The sequence below is a fragment of the Streptomyces sp. NPDC031064 genome (assembly GCF_055570965.1).
This window is the reverse complement of sequence record NZ_JBVIGF010000014.1, coordinates 19,613-39,750: the sequence shown is the minus strand read 5'-3', so window position 1 is coordinate 39,750 and position 20,138 is coordinate 19,613. Positions and strand designations below refer to the sequence as shown.

At 70.4% G+C, this 20,138-nt stretch carries 21 protein-coding genes; 4 read left to right on the top strand and 17 right to left on the bottom strand.

The features are described from left to right. Window positions 1–147: 147 nt before the first annotated feature. The 14 genes from ACZ46W_RS34635 to ACZ46W_RS34570 form a co-directional block, all read right to left on the bottom strand. On the bottom strand, window positions 148–375 hold the full coding sequence (locus tag ACZ46W_RS34635) for a hypothetical protein (protein WP_468346250.1): 228 nt from the start codon (window positions 373–375) through the stop codon (window positions 148–150). A 592-nt stretch (window positions 376–967) separates the two neighbouring features. After that, the gene (locus tag ACZ46W_RS34630; protein ID WP_468346248.1) at window positions 968–1,690 is read right to left on the bottom strand and encodes a hypothetical protein; all 723 of its coding nucleotides are present in this window, start codon (window positions 1,688–1,690) and stop codon (window positions 968–970) included. Window positions 1,691–1,911: 221 nt separating this feature from the next. Then, window positions 1,912–2,475 carry a Uma2 family endonuclease gene (locus tag ACZ46W_RS34625; protein WP_468346246.1) on the bottom strand — a complete coding sequence of 188 codons (564 nt, stop codon included), beginning with the start codon at window positions 2,473–2,475 and terminating at the stop codon, window positions 1,912–1,914. A 104-nt stretch (window positions 2,476–2,579) separates the two neighbouring features. Beyond that, window positions 2,580–2,975, bottom strand: coding sequence for a hypothetical protein (locus tag ACZ46W_RS34620; protein ID WP_468346244.1), 396 nt, complete (start codon window positions 2,973–2,975; stop codon window positions 2,580–2,582). 361 nt (window positions 2,976–3,336) lie between these two features. Continuing rightward, window positions 3,337–3,846: a hypothetical protein gene (locus ACZ46W_RS34615; RefSeq protein ID WP_468346242.1), complete on the bottom strand. Its 510-nt coding sequence runs from the start codon at window positions 3,844–3,846 to the stop codon at window positions 3,337–3,339. 76 nt (window positions 3,847–3,922) lie between these two features. Beyond that, on the bottom strand, window positions 3,923–6,127 hold the full coding sequence (locus ACZ46W_RS34610) for a hypothetical protein (RefSeq protein WP_468346240.1): 2,205 nt from the start codon (window positions 6,125–6,127) through the stop codon (window positions 3,923–3,925). An 83-nt stretch (window positions 6,128–6,210) separates the two neighbouring features. Beyond that, the gene (locus ACZ46W_RS34605) at window positions 6,211–6,600 is read right to left on the bottom strand and encodes a hypothetical protein (protein WP_468346238.1); all 390 of its coding nucleotides are present in this window, start codon (window positions 6,598–6,600) and stop codon (window positions 6,211–6,213) included. 2 nt (window positions 6,601–6,602) lie between these two features. Then, the gene (locus ACZ46W_RS34600) at window positions 6,603–8,474 is read right to left on the bottom strand and encodes an ICP22 family protein (protein WP_468346236.1); all 1,872 of its coding nucleotides are present in this window, start codon (window positions 8,472–8,474) and stop codon (window positions 6,603–6,605) included. 416 nt (window positions 8,475–8,890) lie between these two features. Beyond that, entirely contained in the window at window positions 8,891–9,127 is a 237-nt protein-coding gene (locus ACZ46W_RS34595; protein WP_468346234.1) for a hypothetical protein, read from the bottom strand. Beyond that, a complete protein-coding gene (locus tag ACZ46W_RS34590) occupies window positions 9,124–9,603 on the bottom strand; it encodes a hypothetical protein (protein WP_468346232.1) in 480 nt (159 codons plus the stop codon). The genes ACZ46W_RS34595 and ACZ46W_RS34590 overlap by 4 nt, the downstream gene beginning before the upstream one ends. An 85-nt stretch (window positions 9,604–9,688) precedes the next feature. Beyond that, complete coding sequence (locus ACZ46W_RS34585; protein ID WP_468346230.1) at window positions 9,689–11,566, bottom strand: hypothetical protein; 1,878 nt, start codon at window positions 11,564–11,566, stop codon at window positions 9,689–9,691. A gap of 59 nt (window positions 11,567–11,625) precedes the next feature. Further along, entirely contained in the window at window positions 11,626–12,048 is a 423-nt protein-coding gene (locus ACZ46W_RS34580) for a hypothetical protein (RefSeq protein WP_468346228.1), read from the bottom strand. Further along, window positions 12,045–12,590, bottom strand: a complete 546-nt coding sequence (locus tag ACZ46W_RS34575; RefSeq protein WP_468346226.1) for a hypothetical protein — start codon at window positions 12,588–12,590, stop codon at window positions 12,045–12,047. The genes ACZ46W_RS34580 and ACZ46W_RS34575 overlap by 4 nt, the downstream gene beginning before the upstream one ends. Before the next feature lie 121 nt (window positions 12,591–12,711). After that, window positions 12,712–13,098 carry a hypothetical protein gene (locus ACZ46W_RS34570; protein WP_468346224.1) on the bottom strand — a complete coding sequence of 129 codons (387 nt, stop codon included), beginning with the start codon at window positions 13,096–13,098 and terminating at the stop codon, window positions 12,712–12,714. 497 nt (window positions 13,099–13,595) lie between these two features. Between ACZ46W_RS34570 and ACZ46W_RS34565 the strand changes: the two genes are divergently transcribed. Together ACZ46W_RS34565 and ACZ46W_RS34560 are read left to right on the top strand one after the other, a co-directional pair. Then, window positions 13,596–14,357: a GntR family transcriptional regulator gene (locus tag ACZ46W_RS34565; RefSeq protein WP_468346222.1), complete on the top strand. Its 762-nt coding sequence runs from the start codon at window positions 13,596–13,598 to the stop codon at window positions 14,355–14,357. Continuing rightward, complete coding sequence (locus ACZ46W_RS34560) at window positions 14,357–14,923, top strand: P-loop nucleotide/nucleoside kinase family protein (RefSeq protein WP_468346220.1); 567 nt, start codon at window positions 14,357–14,359, stop codon at window positions 14,921–14,923. The genes ACZ46W_RS34565 and ACZ46W_RS34560 overlap by 1 nt, the downstream gene beginning before the upstream one ends. 110 nt (window positions 14,924–15,033) lie before the next feature. Here ACZ46W_RS34560 and ACZ46W_RS34555 read toward each other — a convergent pair whose 3' ends face one another. The 3 genes from ACZ46W_RS34555 to ACZ46W_RS34545 all read right to left on the bottom strand — a co-directional run bounded on the left by ACZ46W_RS34555 (window position 15,034) and on the right by ACZ46W_RS34545 (window position 18,301). Continuing rightward, entirely contained in the window at window positions 15,034–16,053 is a 1,020-nt protein-coding gene (locus tag ACZ46W_RS34555; protein ID WP_468346218.1) for a ParB/RepB/Spo0J family partition protein, read from the bottom strand. Beyond that, entirely contained in the window at window positions 16,050–16,784 is a 735-nt protein-coding gene (locus ACZ46W_RS34550) for a ParA family protein (protein ID WP_468346216.1), read from the bottom strand. Before ACZ46W_RS34550 ends, ACZ46W_RS34555 begins: the two co-directional genes overlap by 4 nt. A gap of 269 nt (window positions 16,785–17,053) precedes the next feature. Next, entirely contained in the window at window positions 17,054–18,301 is a 1,248-nt protein-coding gene (locus tag ACZ46W_RS34545) for a cell wall protein (protein ID WP_468346214.1), read from the bottom strand. 456 nt (window positions 18,302–18,757) lie between these two features. On the opposite strand from ACZ46W_RS34545, the gene ACZ46W_RS34540 reads away from it, so the two are divergent. Further along, window positions 18,758–19,111, top strand: coding sequence for a hypothetical protein (locus tag ACZ46W_RS34540; RefSeq protein ID WP_468346212.1), 354 nt, complete (start codon window positions 18,758–18,760; stop codon window positions 19,109–19,111). Window positions 19,112–19,426: 315 nt separating this feature from the next. Continuing rightward, window positions 19,427–20,035 (top strand): hypothetical protein, encoded by a 609-nt coding sequence (locus ACZ46W_RS34535; RefSeq protein ID WP_468346210.1) that lies wholly within the window; start codon window positions 19,427–19,429, stop codon window positions 20,033–20,035. The last annotated feature ends 103 nt before the right edge of the window (window positions 20,036–20,138 follow it).

Genomic DNA, 20,138 nt, shown 5'->3' with positions numbered 1-20,138 from the left:
CAGCGGGATGCTGGCGGTGAGATAGCCCTGCATCGCGGGGTACTCAACGTGTACGCCGAAAAAGAGATGGACCCGCGTCCAGGAGTGGAATCTCGAACGCGGGTCACTGCCGGCTTCGGCATCAGGCGGCGGGTGAGGGGGCAATCCTCATCCGCCGCTGCCGTTGATCAGTTCAAGGATCTGGTTGACGAACTGGATGACGTCTCCAGCCGACCTGACCCAGAACTGCCACGGCGCGACACCGCGATCCGGCTCCTGCTGGTTCTCCTGATCCGCGATTTCGTCGTGCCGGCCCGCTTTCGCCAGGGGGTCGCCCTGGTCCTGCGGGTCCGGAACTTCGTCGTCCCGGTCCTGAGACCTCTCGGAGTCGGCCATCCGAATCGTGCTCCTCTTCCAGTGGTGGGGCTCCGGGCCGGTTGACCCGTACGCCGCCTACCGGTCGGACACCGCCGGAAGAGAGATGGGATGAGACTACCGGGTCGCGAGCACATGTACGCCCTGCCACAAGCAGCCCCGGCGTGGCCAAAGATGGCCACATGGTGAGCAACGTGCGTGCCAGCCAGACCACTTGACCCAACCTTCCGGTCAAATGCGCTGCTCACAGCCGGTTTTAGCCATTTCCGCCATGGTGCCTCCGAGCACATCCATGCGCCCGCGCGTGCTCCCGTCGATCGAGAAGAATGAGCTGCACACGCCCCCTCCGACCGGCTGCGGGACGACATTCGCACGTCTGCCACCGGTCTGGCGGCAGCCTGAAATGCGGGTGGCGGTGTTAGCCCTGGCGAGGCCACACGGACGGCCCGCCATGGCCCTGTGTAAGGCTGGTTCTGGTGGTAGGCGGTGGCCGGTGTCTCCTGGGCCGCCTGGACCGCCTGGACCGCTCGACGGCCGCGCGCTTTTGCTGGACGCGTACGCGGCGCGGGCTTGCTCTCGATGTCGTGGAGCTCGGACTTCGCCGCGACCGCGCTCACCGTGGCGCCGGCGCACGTGGTGCCGGTGGCGTCCCACGTGATCCGGCGCGCCTCTTGCCCGCACCGGCGACACCGACGAGGGCGTCGATGCCGTGCCCGGCAGTCAGCGTCCGCTCGATCGCCTCGCGCTGCTGGGCGGACAACTCGAACCCGTTGGCGACCTCGAACACCGACACGGCGGCCACGGCCTCGATCGCCTCGGTCAGCCGAGCCACGGTGAGCTGAGCGTCGGGATGCGCGCGTACTGACGCCGTGGAGGCGAGCAGCCGGGCGCCGGTAGCGGGGTGGCACCCGTTCATCCACCAGCGTGCGGCGCCCTTGGCGTCGTCGTTCAGGCGCTCGCCCTCGCCCCATCCGAAGGCGCTCCCGCCGCTGCCCACCCACATCAGGTGGCCATCGCCTTCCGGTGGCGGTCGGTAGTCGACGGTGGCATCGGCCGCGTCGTCCAGGACGACGGTCTCGGCGGCGTCGGCCTCCAACACGCCGCATCCTGCTTGCTCGCGCAGCCGGTAGTCGACCTGCTCGTCCGCCACGATCTTCGTCAGCCAGGCCACCAGGCCCGCTACCCGGCTTGTGCACTTGTGCACTGTTCCGGCCCCGCTGTGCCGGACCTCCCGTCGATCTTGTACCTGTGGGTGAGCGTCGCGCTCATCCACAGCGATCTTTGACACTAATGCCAGATCGCCGGTCACCGAAGAAGTGAAGACCGTGATGGTCAAGCAAGGATCGGAGGGGGCGGCCCGGTGGGGGAGTCCGGGGCTTCCGGCGGAGCCCGTCCTCTGCGCCGGCGATCGCGGGCAGGGACAGGCGGGTGACTACGGATGGTGATCGCCAGAGCGGGGCGCGGCTGACCAGCGGCCCGTGCCTCGGAACGCAAGGAGGCCCTCGTGCTGCCGGAGGGGATCGGCGGCACGAGGGCCGGGGAAAGCTGTATGGGCGGTTACCGGCGGACCAGGGATCCGGGGTCGAACGCGATCGGGAAGGGCTCGTCGACCCGGGCGACCGCGCCCGCCAGGAGCGGCGGCTGGTCGGCGTAGGAACCGCCCTGCAGGCGGCCGATCAGGAGCCGCGGGGCGGGCTCCAGCTCAATGCGCCAGTAGTGCTCGATGCCCGCCGCGGCGTACAGAGACGGCTTGAGCTTGCGGTCGGTGACCCTCGTCGACGGCGATGCGATCTCCACAACGGCGAGAACGTCCTGCGCGGGGACGGCCACCCCCGCCTCCTCGGCGGCCGCCGCGTCGATGATGGCCAGATCCGGGATGAGCAGCCCGTCGGGGACGATGACGTTGATTCCCTCGAACACCTCGACGTCGGCATCGGCGGCCTCGGCGGCCTGCTCCAGCAGGACGTGCAGGCGGTGCGAGGCGCGCTGGTGCGGCAGGCTGGGCGCGGGGCTCATCATGAGTTGCCCCCCGACCAGCTCGACGCGCTGCGTCGTGTCCTCGGGTAGTGCCAGGACGGCGTCCAGCGTCCAGGGGCCAGCGTGGTTGTAGGCGACACTCACAGCTTCCTTTCACCTCCTCCCGGACAGTCTCCAGTGTGACCCGGCGCCGTGGCCGCTGTCTCCCCTGGAGCCGTCCGGCGCGATCCGGGACGGAGCAGGCACCTTCACTCGTCCTCGTAGACGGAGGGACTGTCGTAGGTCATGTCACCAGTGAGCTGGCTGATCCTGGCGAACGTGCCCGCCAGGGCGAGGGCGCGCGTTTCGGCTTCGCGCATCTGGTCGTGGGCCTCCCGCATGCGCACGTCGATGTCCGGAGCGTCCTGTCCCGGCCCAGGCACCAGGCGGATGAAGCCGGAGGCAACGAGAACGTCCGGAGCGGCACTCATCTGGCGGATGCTCTGGGGGAAGCGCCGGGTGAGCTGGTCCAGGGCGTTGCTGGTCCCGTTGATGCTCGACGGGTACGGGTAGGCGGCCTTGTCGTCCAGGGTGCGGTGGTTGAGCGCCCGGATTTCCTCGGCGGCCGCCGAGGCCATCTCGTACGGGCTGCGGTTCAGGTCCAACGGAATCTCCTACGGTGAGCTCGAGGAAGCCGGGGCCGATGAGCGCGACCCCCGGCTTCACTGTGTCGGACTGGTCCGACGGTGCGGGCCAGATTGCCCACGCACGGCTGGCTTGAGGGAGGTCTCAGTCATGACCGGTGCCTGCCTGGCCGTGCGGATACTTCGTGGCGGTTGGGAGTGTTAGGTCGACGATGTGGGTGAGAAGGTCGGTGAGGCTGGCGGAGGACGAGGACGACGATCGCCAGCAGGACGACGCCGCTGAGGGACACGGCCACGACGACTCTCCTCGTCGGACGACACTCCTGTTGGACCTAACAGGGGTGATGGGCGTTGGTCTGCGCTTTTGCTGGTCGGTGGCCTGTCAGCGGCGGAGCTCGTTGCGGGTGCGGGCGATCAGGCCGCGGGTCTGGGTGCTGTAGCTGCTGTGGTCCTGGTGGACCGTGCCCTCGTAGTGCTGGTGGATCACCGGCGGGGCGGCCTGCGCTGTGTCTTTGGCCTGGCGGACCAGACGGCACAGCGCGAGGATGGCGACCGTGGGGGCGCCGAGGACGATGCCGCAGACGACGGGGTCGGCGTACTGGGACAGGTACATCAGGACTCCGGCGGACACGCCGACCATGGACACGGATCCGGCGCCGGCGAGCATGAGGACGCTGGTATCGGTGGCTTGCCGGCTCATCGGGGGCCGTCCGGGCTGCGGCACGGGCGGGGCGGCGCCGATGGCGGGGACGGGGGTGGCGTCGCGGAACGACGTCGGGATCTCGGCCGGGGGCAGCGGCGTGGGGCGGTAGGCGTCCGCGATGAGGCGGCGGGCCTCGACCGCCTCGGCTTGGGTCAGGGGCGTCTTGCTGGGGTCGGGCACGGGCACCATGGCAGTGCCTCCTTCCGTGACGGAACAGGGGACGGCGGGCCCTGGAGCGGCGTCTCCGGGGCCCTGGTGGTGCGGGTCAGGTGCGGGTGAGGTCGTCGTACGCGGCGGCCGCGTCTTCGGCGGTGATGCCGTCGCCGGTGACGGCGTCGATGACCATCTGCCGGTCGGCGTCGGGGAGCATGTGCAGGAAGCGGGTGACCCGGTCGGCCGCCGACTGCCGCTTGCCCTTGAGCTTGGGCTTGGTCTTGCGGGTCTTGACGGGCGCCTTGCCGCCGTCGTCCTCGTCGTCCGGGGCGTCCTCGTCGTCCTCGTCGTCCGGGGCGTTCCAGTCGCCGAGGAGACCGAGCTCGTCCAGCTTGTTGATCTCGTACGGGGTCAGGTGCTGGACGGTGTCGGGGAACAGGGCGGCGAGGTTGGCCTCGGCGTCGGGTCCGGACAGGTCGACGTACAGGGTGCGCATCAGGATGGGTCGGCCCTTGATGATGATCCAGCCGACGCCGCCGATGCCGGTGGCGTCCTCGGGGGACTCCTCTCCGGCGATGCGCTGCTCGATGGTGAGCCGGGTGCCGCCGTACTCGCCGGGCAGCGGCTCGGGGATCAGTTCGCCGGGGACCAGGCCGTCGAAGGCGCGGCGGGTGGCGGCGGCGTCGCCCATGTTGAGGATGACCGGGCGGGAGTTGGCCTTGAGCTGGTTACGCATGGTGGTGGTGAAGCCGTCGTCGACCTTGATGTCCTGGCCGGCGGGCTTGAAGGCGATGGCGTACTTGCGGCCCTTCACGCCGAGGAGTTCGCCGAGGATGGTGATCCGCTCGCCGTACTTCTCGTCCTTGGTCGCGGCCAGGTACTCGTCCGCGTTGACGGTGAGCGGGTTGTAGGGGCAGCCGGGGTCGTTCGGCTTCCAGTCGCGGACCGTGCCGTCGGCGCGGGGCATCGAGCCGCGGATGTCCATCAGCGCGACGGCCGCGCGCAGCATCCGGTACATGAACAGCGGGCCGACGCCGTGGCGGTCGACGTGCGGAGCGAGTAGGGCGATCTTGCCGTCGGGGGCCTCGGTGGCGACCCAGTTCACCATCCCGGCGTTGGCCGCGGCGGCCACGCCCAGCACGATCAACTGTGACTTGCCGGAGCCGGAGGCGCCGGCGGTCAGGCCCAGGGCGATGCCCTCGGGCCGGTGGACGCGGCCGCGCACGTACGAGCCGTCGTAGGCGACGCCGAGCCGCCAGAAGCCCTTGGCGTCGGGGGTGACGTCGGCGCGGGTGGCGTGGCGGACCACCACCAGCGGTGGCTCGTCGCACACCATGACGTGCACGCGGTTGCGCTCGACGTGGGTGAAGACGCGCAGGTCGTCCTCGGAGGCGCCGACGGCGGTGCACACCTTCTTGATGTCCGGGCGGGGTGCCTCGGTCTCGTCTTCCATCCGGGCCACGTAGTGGGTGACGCCGCGTTCGTCGTCGCGGGTGCGGTACTCCAGGACCGACCCGGGGATGGCCTTGCCCTGGTGGGCGATGTTCTTCGCCCACCACTTCTTGTCTGCGTCGTCTCCGCCACCGTGCTTGTGGGCGTGGGGGGTGACGACGATTTCCTTCCAGCCCGGGCCGTAGGCGGTGCCGTCGGGGCCGTGGACAGTGTTGATCACCTTCACGGCCTCCTCGGGGGCGCCGAAGGCCGCCGCGACGTCCCGGTCGGCCAGCTCCGGCACGGCGCAGCCGTCCGGGGCTTTGACCAGGGCGGAGAAGTCGATGCTCGTGCCGTGGCGCTCGATGTTGAGCAGCCGGGTGTCGCCCGAGACCGGCGCCCGGTCCCACATTGCGCGCACCTGGCGGGTGAACTCGTCTTCCTCTTCCTCCCGCTCACCCTCGTTGTCCGGCTGCCGGTCCTCGTCCTGGATTTCGTTGAGGAACTGCTGGGCGAGGCGTACGGTGCCGGTGCGGGAAAGCGGTGCGAGCAGGCCCATCGACAAGCCCCAGCCTGCCGAGACGACGGCGTCGATTCCCCAGCCGGGCGTGAGGATGGCGGTGATGTCGACCGCGACGGCGGAGGCGAACGGCAGGGCCCGCATGACGGTCTTGAGCAGGCTCGCGTCGGGCATCTCCGCTTTCCGCCAGGCGCGCATCGCCGCGATACCGGCGGGAATTCCGGCGGTGGCGAGCACGGCGAGATTGGCCGCCCCGGAGGGATCGACGTTGGGGGCGATGGTCAGACCGAGTGCTGCCGCCCCGTAGACGGCGCGCTCCAGGTAGACACGGCGGGCAATCGCGTGTCCGTAGGCCGCGGTCGACATGAGGGTGAACCTCCTTTTCTGGTTGAGGAAGGTGAGGGGCGGGCCGCATGCCGCGGCCCGCCCCTGCTTGAGGAGCGCTGATGTCAGCCCTCGAAGAAGCCGGGCTTCGGCGTCTTGGTGGTCCTGTTGCGGCGGATGTCGTCCAGGCCGCTGTACTTCGCGCGGTGTGCGCCGGCGGCGGCCCGCGCGGCGTCGGCCGCCTCGCTCGCCGCCGCCTTGGTGCGCAGGGCGGCGGTGGCTGCCCCGCCGAGCTGGGTGGCGACGCTGGAGGTCATCTCGACGTACCGGCCGTCGCCGTCGGCGTCGTCGAGCTCACCGGCGGTCGCGGTGGCCAACGCGGCGTAGGACTTCATCTGCTCGTGCACCCGGGTCAGTCCTTCGACCGCCGTGTCGAGTGCGGTGGCGAAGCCGCGGAGCTTCTTCTGCAGCCCCGCGTAGTGGTTGCCGTCGGACGTACGGGCAAGGTCGGTCATCTCTACCCCTCGTGGTGGACGGCGGCCGAGGCGTGCCGGAGTCCGGCGTCGTGCTTGGCGTTCTGGTCGCGGCGGTAGTCGGCGTTCACGGCCCGGGCGGCCATCAGGGAGCCCTCGGACGCCTGCTTGCAATCGCTGGCCATGCGCGTCGCCTCGGCCGCCATGCGCTTCGACTGCTCGACCAGCGTGTCGATCCGGGCCATCACGCTGGCGTCCTTGATGTTGTGATCGCCCGCCAGCTCCTGCTGCATCTCCTCGATCGCCTTGGCCGTGGCCTGCATGGTGTTGGCGACCTGCTGGGCTTCATCGCCCGCCTCACCGGCCCCGAGCGCGATGCGGCTCATCACCAGCAGGTAGTTGCCCAGGGTCAGCTCGGTGCGGTGCCGTGCTGCCAGGCCGCTCTGGGCGCCTGTGGTCTCTACCGTGCTCACGTGCTCCTCCGTGGTGTGCGTACCGCCCGGGTGGGGCCGGGGCCGCCTGGTTCCGGGCCGCGGCGTGTGGGGTTCGGGCGCCCGGGGCAGTCCGCGCTGTCCGGTGGTGACGGCCCCGGCCGGCGTCGGCTCGGGCGGCGGGGGCGGGTCATCACGGACCCACAGGAACGGATCGCGGATCGGGCCGCTCGCGGCCCGCGCCGAGTCCCATGCGTCCTCCCGCTCGTACGACGCCCCGGTTCCCGGTCCGGTCGAGCCGGGCCAACCGGGGCCGGTTGACGGGCCGGGGCGGGTTGAACTGCTCGCCGGACCCGGGCCGGTGGTGCTGTCCGCTGCGCCGGGCGGCGGCTCAGCCGTCCGGCTGCTGTCCGTGCCGGGCGGCTCCCCGTCTGTGCCCTTCGAACCGGTCCCACTGGCTGCGTCGCCGGAGGCGGCTTCTGCGTCCTTCGGGCTCGCCTCCGTATCGGTCCGCTCCTCGTCGGACTTCTTCTCATCCGGCTTGTCGTCCTTGCCGGGGCCGGTCGGCTCCTCGTCCTCGGCCTTCTTGGTGTCGGTCTTGCTCTTGCTGATGACCGGGGGATCGAGGTCCTTGCGGCGCTCCGCCAGACGGCGCTGGGCCTCCTCGGCGACCGCGTCGCCCAGGGTCGTGCGCCCCGCGTCGGCGGCTTCCTTCTCCGCCTTCTTCGCCGCCGCACGCTCGGCCTTCCGCGCCGTACGGCGGGCCTTGTCCTCTGCCTTTCGCTCGGCCTTCTCCGCCCGGCGTGCTTCCTTCTGAGCGGTGCGATCGGCCAGGGCGGCGGCGTGGCGGGCGCCGCGCCGCTCCAGCCGGGCGGCCTGTCCGGCGGCCTTGCGCTCTTGGCGGCCGCGGGCCCGCTCCATCGCCGGGCTGGACGCCGGCGAGCTGGGCGACTTGCCCCCGGTCGGCGACTTGCCGCCGGACCCCTTCCCGGAGCCGGACCCCTTCGAGTCCGTCCCCTTCCCCGAACCGCCCAAGGATCCCGAGCCCTTCGCCCCCGGGCCCTTCGAGTCCTTCGACGATCCCGGAGCCTTCGGCCCGGCCCCCTTGCCGCCCGACCCGGAGGCAGGCCCGGGCTTGCCCTTGCCGCCGCCCGCCCCTCCGGAACCGGAGCCCCGGCCCGAGCCACCGCCGGAACTCCCAGAGCCACCGCCGCCCTTGCCCCCGCCGGCGGCCTTGCGGCCGTACTCCTGGCTGGAGGGGACGGTGGCCTTCGCGCGGGCCTCGCGGGCCTGGTCGCCGAGCTTCTTCATCGCCAGCGCGTGCTCGGCTTCCTGCTCCAGCCCAGCGACCTTGGCCTTCATCCGCGCCTCGCGCAGCGGTGCGGCTTCGGCGTGCTCGGCCATGCGCCGCTGGCGCCAGTCGGATACGACCATCGCCATGCCGCGCAGCGCGGCCAGGGCCACCGCGAGCGGGGCCGCGATCATCAGCGCCCCCGTTCCTCCAGGGCCTGCCTCAGCAGAGTTGGCTGCGGAGCCGCTCCTCGGCGGCAGGGCGGGCATCGGGGACGAGGTCGCTGTAATGGCGGCCGCGGACTCGGCCGCCGAGACCCGGTCGGGGATGACCGGCAGCTCCATCGTGGTCTCTTCAGGCGACTCCGGCCGGGGAGGCGGGGTGGTGCGGCGGGGCGGGGGCAGCCCCGGCATTCCGCTCAGCCCCTCCTCCCGGGAGGGGAAGGGGATCAGGTCCCCGTCATCGGACATGACTCTCCTCGTTGACAGACAGTGACCGTCTCGTGTAAGCGCGCGCGTGTCCGCGCGTCTGCGTGTCCGTGCGTCCGGTTGGGGCAGCATCAGGGCCGCTCCCCGACCGGGGAGCGGCCCTGACCACGCCCGCGTGGTGACTACCGTCCGTAGCGGGTGCAGAAGTTCTCCAGCGTCCGCGCGAGCTCCACGACGGCCGTCGGGTTGCCCTGCTGCTGCTGTTGCTTGGCGACCGCCTTGGCCTCCTCGACCCAGGCGAGGATCACGCCCCACTCGCCCAGGCGCTTCGAGTAGTCGGCGATCCGCTGCTCGCGGTGCTGTTCCTGGCGCAGCCGCCGGGCCTCCGCCCGGGTCATCGGCCTCGTGCTCGTGTTCACGCCGCCCCCCGCTTCTTCGTCTCCAGGTCGTACAGCGATGCCGCGACCTCGCCGCCGGCCGCCTCCTCCCGGTCCTCCTTCTTGCTGGTCAGGGCCTGGGCGGTCTTGTGCAAGGACTTGTGGGCGACCTCGGCGATCGCGGCGTTGCGCTGCGCCCGGGACAGGGCCTTCGCCCGGCGCTGCTCGGGCAGGACCGCGACGTGGGCGGTGTGGTCGGCGAGCGCGATCTGGAGGGCCTGGATCGCCTCGTACTGGATCCGCGCCGCCTTGACCAGGGCCTTCGCGTGCTTCTCCAGCTTCCTGGAGCGCCGGGCGGCGGCCTTGAAGCGGTCGCCCTCGATGTGCTCGGTGCGGTACTTCGCCCGGATCGCGGCGAGCAGGTCGTCGTAGACCTCGTGGTCGGTGCCGTGGCTGCGGCGCCGCGTCTGGCTGAACTCGGCGAACGCTTCCGGGGACAGCAGGTGGGACAGGTCCATGAGGGACTCCTTCTTCTCAGGGTTGGGGCCCGCCGGTCTTCGGGGGCAGAAGGCGGGCCCGGCCCGCGTCGTACGGCCGTGCGTCTCAGCGCGACGGCGTCAGGTGCTTGGTGCGGTCGGCTGGGCTCAGGAGCCCGGCCTCGGACAGCAGCCGTACGGCCCGGTCGCGGTTGCATCCGAGTGCCGTACGGGCGGCGTTGACGGTGACGGACCCGTCGTGCGTACGGGGCAGGCCCCGCAGGATCTCGATGCACTCGGCGTCCGTACGGGACGGGGCCGAGCCGCCCGTACGGCCCTTCGCCGTACGGGCGGCCGTACGGTCCGTACGGGTGCGAGGCGTACGGCCCGTACGGTCCTCGTCCGTACGGGCGCCCGTACGGTCCGTACGGGCAGCGCCCGTACGGTCTGCCGTACGCCCCGTACGGTCTTCATCCGTACGCCCCGTACGGATGGGCTCCGTACGGGCCGCCGGAGAAACGGCCACCGGGTTCTCGTACGGCCCGTCCGGCGCGCCGCCGGTCTCCTCGTCCTCGCCCTCGCCGTGGTTGTCCATGAGCTTGTGGACGCGCCACACGACGCCGACGAACATCGTCACGACGGCGATGATGAGGAAGGTCTTGCCGTCGGCCTCCGGCACGGCGAGGTGGTACGTGATGTTCGCGCCGAGCATCAGCAGAAGCGCCGGGTACACGTCCTTCTCGCGCTTGAACGCAACGACGCAGTAGATGTCGATGCACACCGGCAGCAGCGGCGACCAGGGGCCGAAGCCGACCATGAGCGCCAAGTGGTACTCGCCAGTGGCCGCCAGCCCGATCGCGGCGAACAGGGCCAGCCACACCATCAGGTCCCAGAACTTCCGGGACAAGGAGCGCTTGCGCTTGGCCCACGACTGCTTCCGGGCCGCCGCCTTGCGGGCCTTCGCCAGTTGGGTCTCGGCGCTGCGCTGCAGTCTTTCGGCGCGGGCGGTGGCCTCGACCGCCTCCTTCATCACCTGCGCCTTCTCCTGCTCGGCGCCGGCGACGATCGCGCGGGCGGCCTTGCGGGCCTCGGCCTCGGCGTTGCGCCGCATCGCCTCGGCCTCAGCGGCCAGCGCCTTGCGCTGCTCCTGGCGGCGCAGCTCGTGCTGCTCGCCGAGCTTGCGGAACTCCGCCTCGGTCTCGGCCCGAGCCCTCTCGACCTCCTTGCGGTGCTCGTCCAGCTCGGCCCGGATGGCCGTGCGCCGCTCGGCGAGTTCCTCGTTCAGCTCCAGCAGCGCCGTACGGCGGGCGAGGTCGGTCTCGGCGGCGACCGCCGCGTGCGCGGCCGCCGTCTCATTCGCCTGCTCCTGGGCCTCCCCGAGGATCCGCGCCGCGTCCGCCAGGGCGGTGCGGTAGGCGGCCTCGGCGGAGGCCCGGCGCAGGGCCGCAAGCTCGGTCGCCTGCTTCTCCGCCTCGACGAGCAGCGTGCGGGCCGCCTCCTCGGCGGCCGCCGTCATCTCCTTGGCCGCCCGCTTGGCAGCCGCCGTGATCTCGGCAGCGGTGCGTTCGGCGTCGGCGCGGGCGGCGGCGAGGAGGTCTGCCGCCCCCTGGTCGGCGGCGGCGCGGACGGTGTCCGCCTCGCCCCCGGCCCGGCGCAGCCGGTCTCCGGCCTCCTCGGCGGCCTCGACCAGGACCTGCCTGGCGTCGGCGGCCGCCGCGCGCCGGATCGTGCGGCCCGACTCCTCGGCGGCGGCGAGCAGCCGGGCCGCCTCCTCGGCGGCCTGCTGCCGGGCGAATTCAAGAGTGTCGGCCGCCCGGTCCATCAGGTCGGCCGCCCGGTCACGCATATCAGCGAGGCGGGCGTCCGCCTCCTGCCGCACCTCCGGGCTCGGCGGCACGGTCTCCGCCCCAGCCGGGCGGCGCGGCGGCGGTGTCGTCTTGGCCGACGGCTTCCTCGCCGCCGTCTTCTTCCGGGTGGTGTTGCGGGTGCCGGTACGGGCCGCCACGCAGACTCTCCTCTCGTACGGGTGGCCGCCTCATCGGCGGCCACCGTGTGCGTGTGCGGTCACTCAGCCCGGGCGAGGCGAACGGCCATGCGGTCGACCGCGTCGACGACACGTTGACCCACGTGCTCGACACGCAGCCGGAACATCCAGTCACCCGCCCGCCGCAGACCCGCATCCGCCTTGGTGAGCGGCCCGGACACCACCTCGTGGAGGTGGCACTCCAGCCCCATCGACCCGGCGCCGCGCAGCGCGCGCACCACCTGGGCCACCGCGTACAGGGCGGTGACGTAGCTGAACAGCGCCAGCGCCGACGCCCGCCGCTGCGTCGTACGGACCAGGCCGCCGCGGGCCCGGGCGACCACCGCCATCGCGGCGAGGTTCTGGTGAACCTCGAAGTCGACCGCCGACCAGGTCTCCACCGGCCCGCGGCTGCTCCGGAACGCCTCAACGGCGGCCTTGCTGGACTTGAGCAGTGAGGTCATGCCTGTGCCGCCTCTCGGTTGGCGCGGATACGACGCTGGAGCTCCAGGTAGACGAGCAGGAGGCTGATCGGGGCCTGCATCCCGTAGGCCAGGCGCGCGGTGATGATCAGGGACTCCGTCGGGGTCGCCGACAGCGCGTCGGCGCACCGCTGGCAGCCGCCGTCGAGATGCTCGGCGAGGATCGTGGGCTGCCGGGACTGGTGCGGGTAGTCCCACACGCCCGCCGGCGGCATCGGCCGCTCCCGCTGCGCGGCGTCCCGGCTGGGCTGTTCGGCGAGCCGGTCCCGCTGCTCGGCCGCACGGTCCCGCTCGGCGGTCAGCCGGTCGACGGCCCGCTGCGCCTCACCGAGCTGCACGTACAGCTCCGCGAGCTGGCGCAGCGTGTCCTTGTGCGTCTCGCTCGCCCGGTCCAGCGACCGCTGGTACGACGCGAGGCGCATCTTCGTGTTCTCCAGGTCGAGCTCCACGGCGGGAAGCCGCTGGGCCTTGTCGGCCTGGTCCTCCAGCCAGCGGAGGTCTTGGGCGAGGATGAGTCGGATCATCGTCCCCCCACCCCCGACACGGCCTGTCCGTGGCGCCGGAGCTCGGCCTCCGCTTGGCGGCGGGCCTCCTCGGCGCGCTGCGTGGCTTCGGCGGCGTCCTTGACCGCCTGTTCCTGGGGGATCACAGCAGGTGGGAGGGGTCGGCGGTGGCGGCGCCGGTCAGCACCGCGAGCTCATCGGCGGTCACCCAGCCCTGCGGGATCAGGACCCGCAAGGTGACGGTGCCCTGGCACATCGAGCCGCTGACGGCGAGCCCTCCGCTGGAAAGCGTCCGCGGCTGGGCGTCGTCGATCTCGGCGAGCAGCGCCGGCAGCACGCTCGTGGCGGTCGGCGTCACGGTGATCGTGGCGACGATCGTGGAGGGGGCGACGGTGAACTCGACGCTGATACCGAGCCGGGCCAAACCCTCGACCGCCTCGACCAGCGGGAAGGCGTCGGCGATGGCGTCGTGGATGTCTTCAGTGATGCCGGTGATGTTCAGCGGCAGGTCGGACGGCATGATGGTCATGCGGATCAGCTCCTGTGAGTCGCTTGGTCCGTGCTGACCCCCGGCACATATGGCGTCTCCAGCGCCGTGCCGGGGGTCGCGCCGTCTGTGCGGCGCGGTGAGCGGACGGGGACTCGCACCCTCGGCCCCACCCCTGGGGCCCTCTGCAGATCCGCTCTCGGGCTGCCATGCGGCCAGCCCCCCGCTCAAGACCTCACCAGCCGGAAAACCGCTGGTGAGAGGGTCGTCTCGTCGCAATGACGGCAGGGGCTCCGCGCCCGAAATTCAGTCCACTGTTGAGTTCTCAAGAGACCGCGAGCGCTCATCCGACGTCCCCCCTCTCGGGGTTGTTCCGAGGGCGCAGTTACGGATGGCCAAGTCCGTTCAACTCAGGTGCTTCTGGTCGCTCATCAGTTCTTGACGAACCGCCTGGCGACGAACCCTAGGGTTCCCTAGGGTTCCCTATGGTGTCAAGCGCTACAGTAGGGTTCTCAAGAGAAAGCGAAGGGAGCGAGGACATGTCCGAGCGGGTCGACAATCGGCCGCCAAACGCCAGGATTGCGGCGCATTACCGTGACCTGATCGCGTCTGGGGCGCTCGCCCCGGGAACGCTGCTGCCCAGCATCAAAACGCTGGCGGAGGAGTGGAAGGTCAGTACGGCTACGGTCGAGAAGGCACTCGGCAAGCTCCGAGCGGAGAACCTCGTCCGAGGAATCCACGGGGTCGGGACCGAGGTGATCGGCCAGCCGGTGTCACTGTCGTCCGGCGCACAACGCCAGGACCGGGGCCAGCGCACCGGATCTAGCTGGGGAACCGGCGAGAGGTCCGATGGCCACACCGCGTCAATGACAGCAGCACCGAAGGACGTGGCTGCCGCCCTTGGACTCGCCCCTGGGGACCAGGTAATCCGTAGGACCCGCGTCTACCGCGACGGGCATGGCATCGTCGCTCACTCGACCAGCTGGATTCCGGCCGAGTTCGCGCAGGTGCTGCCGGAACTGAGCCGACCGGAGCGGCTACGGGGCGGGACAAGCCTCGATCTCATCGCAAAGACGACAGGCCGTCGGGCCGAGAAGCGCATTGACGAGACTGGCGCGCGGATCGCCACGGCCGAGGACCTGGAACTCCTGGAACTCGAGCCTGGCACGGTCGCGGCCATCCTTGTGTTGACGGCCCAGTTCCTTGACGCCCAAGGCCGCCCCCTGGAGTTCGGCGTGGACCTTGGCGCCCCAGGTCGTACCCGGGTCGATACGTCGGACATGACGCGGACACCAAGGTGATGGACGACAGCCGCGAAAGCGCGACCTCCCGCGAACGGCCACCACGCTGCGTCCTGATGGCTGGTCTTCCCGGGTCGGGGAAGACCACGCTCGCTCGTGAACTCGCGCGCCACGGCTTCGTGCGCCTGTGCCCGGACGAACGAGTCTGGCAGCAGCACGGCCACTACGGACGCGACTTCCCGAGGGGGGAGTACCGGATTAGGGAGCGGCCGATCCTCGCGCAGATCGCCATCGAGTTGCGCAGCGCCCTGGCTGCCGGCCGCGACGTCGTGGTGGACCACGGCTTCTGGACAGCCGAGGAGCGCACGGAGTGGCGTGAGCTCGGAGAGCAAGCGGGCGCCGATGTCGTCCTGCTCTACCTGCCCGGCGAGCATGACGCTTTGTGGCAACGGATCAAGGAACGGAACGAGAAGACCTTCAACGATCCGAACGCCATGTACTTCAGCGAGGACGACCTGCGGCGCCACGCCCGCCGCTTCGTCGCGCCGGGCCATGACGAGCAGCACGTCGTTTGGGACGGCCGACTCGACTCGGTCTTGTCGATGTTGCAGCGGGACACACGGTGACTGTCTACCTCATGACTGCCCTGGGAGACGGCCGAATCCCGGCCTAACGGCGAAGGCCCCCGTCACGCCACTCATAGAGTGAGGCACGACGGGGGCCAGAAGCCGGTTGGTCAGGTGGCAGGCATCCCGTCTTGCCGCTCAAGCTCCTTGCCGATCCGCTCGTACAGGGCCACCATCTGCTCGCGGTCCATCTTCTCGATGGCGATCTCCGCGACGCGCAGCCCGTCCTCCCACGGCATACGGATCGGCGGCTTTGCCGGCGTCACCGCGGTGATATTCGCGGGCATCTGCACGGGGGCCTCCGGCCTGGTAGCGGGTGGCACAGCGCCAGCCTTGGCCTCAGCACGCGGCCCCGGGAGCGGCTCGGTCGGGGCGTTGTGCACCGTGCCGGCATGGGTTGGCTGCGGCGCAGAACCGACCGAAGCCGTCGACGGGGTCATAACCCGGTTATGGCCCTGCGGCGACGCTCCGGACGCCTCTGCCTGCTTGGCCCGCCACACCGCGTGCTGTTCGCCCGGAGGAGCGGCCGCGATCTGCCGTGCGTCCTTCACCTTTAGGGCTCCGGTTTCGACGGCTTGCTGCAGTTCCGGGTCAAGCTTCAGCAGGCTCAGTCGCTGGGAGACGTAGGCCTGGGTCTTCCCGATCCGCTTGGCGACCTTGCCTTGGGACCCGTACCGCTCCACCATGCTCTGCAGAAACGCGGCTTCCCTCATGGGAGCCAGCGCCTTGCGGTGGATGTTCTCGATAATGACGGCCTCGTCGAGGGAGCCCTCGCCCTGTCCCAGGTCGTCACGTAGCTGGATGTCGATGCGAGTCCAGCCCAGGGAGCGGGCGGCCTCGAGCCGCCGGTTGCCTCCCAGGGTGACGTACTGGGCATCGCCCACGGCGGCGGCGTGCTGGGGTTTGTGTCGAAGGTACACATCCCTCGACATGGCCAGCACCGGTTGGAGCTGGCCCACTTCCCTGAAGCTCTGGATCAGTTCGTCCAGATCGAGATCGTCGGCGTCGCGCGGATTGTCGGGGTTGCCGGTGATCGTGTGCAGGAGGGCGCTGACCGGCGGGGGCCCCGCCGGTTCCTCAGCGGCGGCCGTGCTGCCCAGCAGATCCGCGAACGAGGTCTTCTTGCTCATCGTGCGTCCTTGCCACCAGCGCCCAGCTCGAGGGCGAGACGGAAGAAGTCCTCGCGTGCCTCCATCGCGACGCGGTTCTTCGGGTACTGGGTGACGACGTGTCCCTCGGAAGCGGCGCGGGTGTGCACCTTGTAGTGCCGGATCACGGTGTTGGCGCGGGGCCAGCCTTGAGCGTCGATAAACGCCTTGGTGTCCTCGAGGTCCGCGGTGCCGTCCCGTGGGTCCCAGTTGGAGATGACGACCTTGAAAGGGATACGGCGAGGTTTGACGATCTCTTCAATGGTGGTGACGGTCGGGGGGAAGCCGAGGGGCTCCGGTTCGACGGGGATGATGATGTCGTCCGCTGCGGCGAGGACGGCGCGCAGAGCGTCTGCGGCGGCGGAGTCGCCGAGGGCGTCGCCAGCCCGCTTCTTCTCCTCTTCGGAGATGTCGGCCCAGCCCGGGGTGTCGACGAAGATGTGCCGGATCTTCTTGGACTTCTTCAGTTCCGCCAGGCCAGCGAGCTGGTCTTCAGTGTGGGCCTGGATGAAGCTGAAGGGGAGGGTGTCCCCGACGCGTTCGGCCCACCAGGTGGCTGAGCCTTGGGGGTCGATGGATACGGCGACAACGTAGTCGGGGTCACCGTCGGGGGATTGTCCCCACACGTCTGCGGTGACGGCCGCGGTGTTGACCGTGATGGTGGATTTCCCGACGCCGCCCTTGCGGTTCAGGAGGACGGTAACTCTTGCCATGTGCTTCTCCGTGTACTTCCCGAGGTTCTCGGTACTTCGGACCGGCACAGCATGTCATGTGGTGACGGGCGTGCGTGCCGGGCGCGCGGCGGAACCGCTCATAACCGGGTTATAGGTCACCGGGTGGTCAGCCTCAAAGGGCCGGGTCATAACCGGGTTATGACCTGGTTCGGGGCTCACTGGTCGAGCCAGGCTCGTTCGACTCGGCGCCGAGGTGGCCGAGGACGGCGCCGAAGGCGACCGGGTCCCGCCCGGACTACTGGGGGTGGTCAGGCATAGCGGGCCTCTTGGTCCTTGGAGCGGGCGTCCATGCGGACGGCGTAGGTGACGAGTTGCTCGCCGTACAGGTCGATCGCGTCGTCGGGGTCCTCGGCGTAGTGGGCGGCGACCTCGGGCCAGATGCTCCAGTCGCGGCGGGCGAGGTACCGGTCCCGGTCGGTGCGCTCCGGCTCGGGCGCCTCCTCGGTAGCCAGGCCGAAGAGGCGGGCGAGCGAGTCGACGTCGTCCTCGTTGGCGGTGGTCCAGGTCTGGGCGGCGAGGAGCGCCTCGGCTGCGGCCTGGGCCTCGAGGCGGGCGGTGTCCTCGGCGAGGGTGGCACGCAGGAAGTTCGCGGGCTGCTTCGGCCGCCAACCCGGGCACATGCCGGCGAGTTCGTCGGCGATCTGCATGGCGTCCAGGCCGCGGTCGATGAGCGGCCGCAGCGCGTACGCGAGGCGGCGAAGGCCCTCGGGCTGGGTCCAGTTCACCAGCGGCCGGACCTGCCGGGCGATGCGGATGTCACGGGCGACCTGCAGCGGGCTACGGCGCGCAGCCGTCCCCTGGCCGCTGCTGCTGGCCTTCTGGCGGGGGGTCGATGCGGTTTGCCGACCCGCGTGCGGGGTGTAGTTCCTACCACCCTCTACCTTCAGCTTTCCCTCTTCCTCACCCCAGGTAAGGGAAGGGGGCGCACACCGGTGGGGGCTCTGGTTGTCCACAGGCGGGGTATCCACAGGGGCCGGGGCCTGGCCGCGCTTGTCGATGACGATCCGGGCGTCGTACCCGCAGCCGACGAGACGGTGGCCCATGGCGTGGTCGTAGACGGCGGGGATGACCGCCGCGTACACCGTCGCGGTACCGGCGTACCCGCCGAGGCCGAGGGCGCGGCGGATGTTGGCGCGGGTGCCGTGCTGCACCCAGGCCAGCGCGCCGAGCTCTCGCAGGGCGGCGACGTGCCGCTTGATGGTGGCTCTGTTCAGACCGAGGCGGGCCACCATCTCGTCGAGGCAGTAGCGGGCGTGCCCGGAGTCGAAGTCCATGCGCCCGGCGAGATCTTCGGCGACCCGGAGGGTCGTGGCGTTGGCCCTGGGATGCAGGCCGGCGGCGACAAGCCACTCGACGGAACGGAGCCAGCGGCGCGGTCCGGTGCGGCGGGACGCGGTGTGGGTGACTTCCTGAGCGGCACCGCGGACCGGCTGGAAGGCGGTCTGGCAGCACTCAATGCCGTCGACCGGGGGGGAAATAGGGGATGAAACGCCCACACGGGCGTGCTCAAGCTGACAAGCAGCGTGCTCGTACGGCACTATGTACCCGTCCTTCTTCTGGAAGAGGGCATGCAAAAGCCCCGCTTCGGTGGGTGCTGGTTCCGCGAAGAACCTGATGGATCGCTCGAACACTCGGGCCCGGTCGCCAAACCGGATCTGAAGTTCGGGCCTTAGCTCGAAGCGCCAACTTCGAGCCGTAGGAAGTGGCCGCGCACGGTGCGCCAACACCAGCGGCCGGCGGTAGAGGATGCGCCCCCGCCAAGGGGCCCAGGACCTCCCGCCCAGGAAGAGCTAGGTCACTTGATCTCCATTAGTCGGTGCATTCTGCGCCGGAACAGGCGCAGAAGTCTGGGTAAGGGGCCAGCCGTTGCCCTCAGGGATGTTTGCCGGACGGATCGGCAAGCTGGCTTCCCGGTCGCATGGCGTTGGTGCGGGACCGCGGTTGCACGCGCGGTGATCCACCGGTTCTGCATCCAGCGGCTTGGCGTCGATGGCCGTGGTCCGGCGGAGCTGCCGGACGACCGCGCTCATGCGGTCGCGGTGGTTGTGGTGACAGGGCCCGTGCTCGACGGCGGTGTGATGTTCACGCCGGAGTCTCGGGTCCCACTGTCTGAGCGCCCGGGTGGGCGGGTACGCTTCGCCATGTCGTCGCCTTTGTCGTTGAAGGTTGGCGGCCAGCCGGAGGAGTTCTTGCAAACTGCCTTCGGCACCGGCCTCGCGTCGATCCCGGTTACCAGCCGGGGGAGCGAGGCCGTTCTGCGTTTCTGTGCGCCTTCAAACCTGAATGGTCGTCTGGCGCCGGGCTGAGCCTACCGTTTGCCCACGCTACTTGTCCTCCTCCTCTCTAACTCGTGTCTAATGTCGGCTTGTCATCAGATGTGCTGCTCATCGGACAGCCGCACGATCCAGATGGTGAGTCACCTTTGGTGAGGCGATTGCGGGTGGCGGGGAAGGCCGGGAAGGACTCGTCGTTCGGGCCGCACACCGAGCATCCCAGGGCCGGTCACACGCGAGTTTCCGCACTGCTCCGGCGCGTACGACGACAGGCGCAGAAGCAGGCCGAAGCCGAAGCGGCCGTCACCCGACTGAGTACCCCTGAAGTGGCCGCACCATGATGGGCGGATGACCGACTACACCCATCTCGTGGCGGCCGCCGCGCACGCCGCTGGCCCGTGCCCCGAAGGCCACGAAGCAGCCTGGCAGCGCCGCGTGCACGACCTGGCCATCGATCTCGCCTTCACCGCCCGGGAGGTTGACCAGGCCATGAAGACGCTGGACGCGACCAGGCCCTTCGCCGCCTTCCTGGAGAGGGTGGAGATCGAGCAGACGAGCCGCCGTGGGCTGCTGACGCTGCGCCCGGGAGACGGGCCAGCGGAAACGATCCGTACCGAGCAGGAGGACACCACCCGCGGGAAGACGATGATCGCCCGGGCCCGTGAGCTGGAGGGCCGCTGGGTGCTGGTGTACCGGTACAACGAGCCGAAGGCATCGAGCGCCAACCGCCGCGGCGACTTCGGCAACGTGCGGATGGTCGCGAGGCTGATGGACCTCGGCGAAGGCGCGCTCTCGTTTGACACCGCACGCGAGGTGATCACTGCGGACGCCGGCGGCGACGCGCATCTGGCCGCGCGGATGTGGAAGGAGGCCGGTTTGCCGATGAACGGCAATATCCCGGTTGCCGACCTGGAGCCGCTGAGGAGCGCCGTGCGGGCCCAGGTCGAGCAGCCGTAGCACGAGGCGCCCCTCCCGGGTCATCCCCCTCGGCGCGTACCTCCCCGGTCGCTCTCGTTTAGGTCACCACGGGGATTGGCTGGTAACAGCGAAAAGCGTCCAC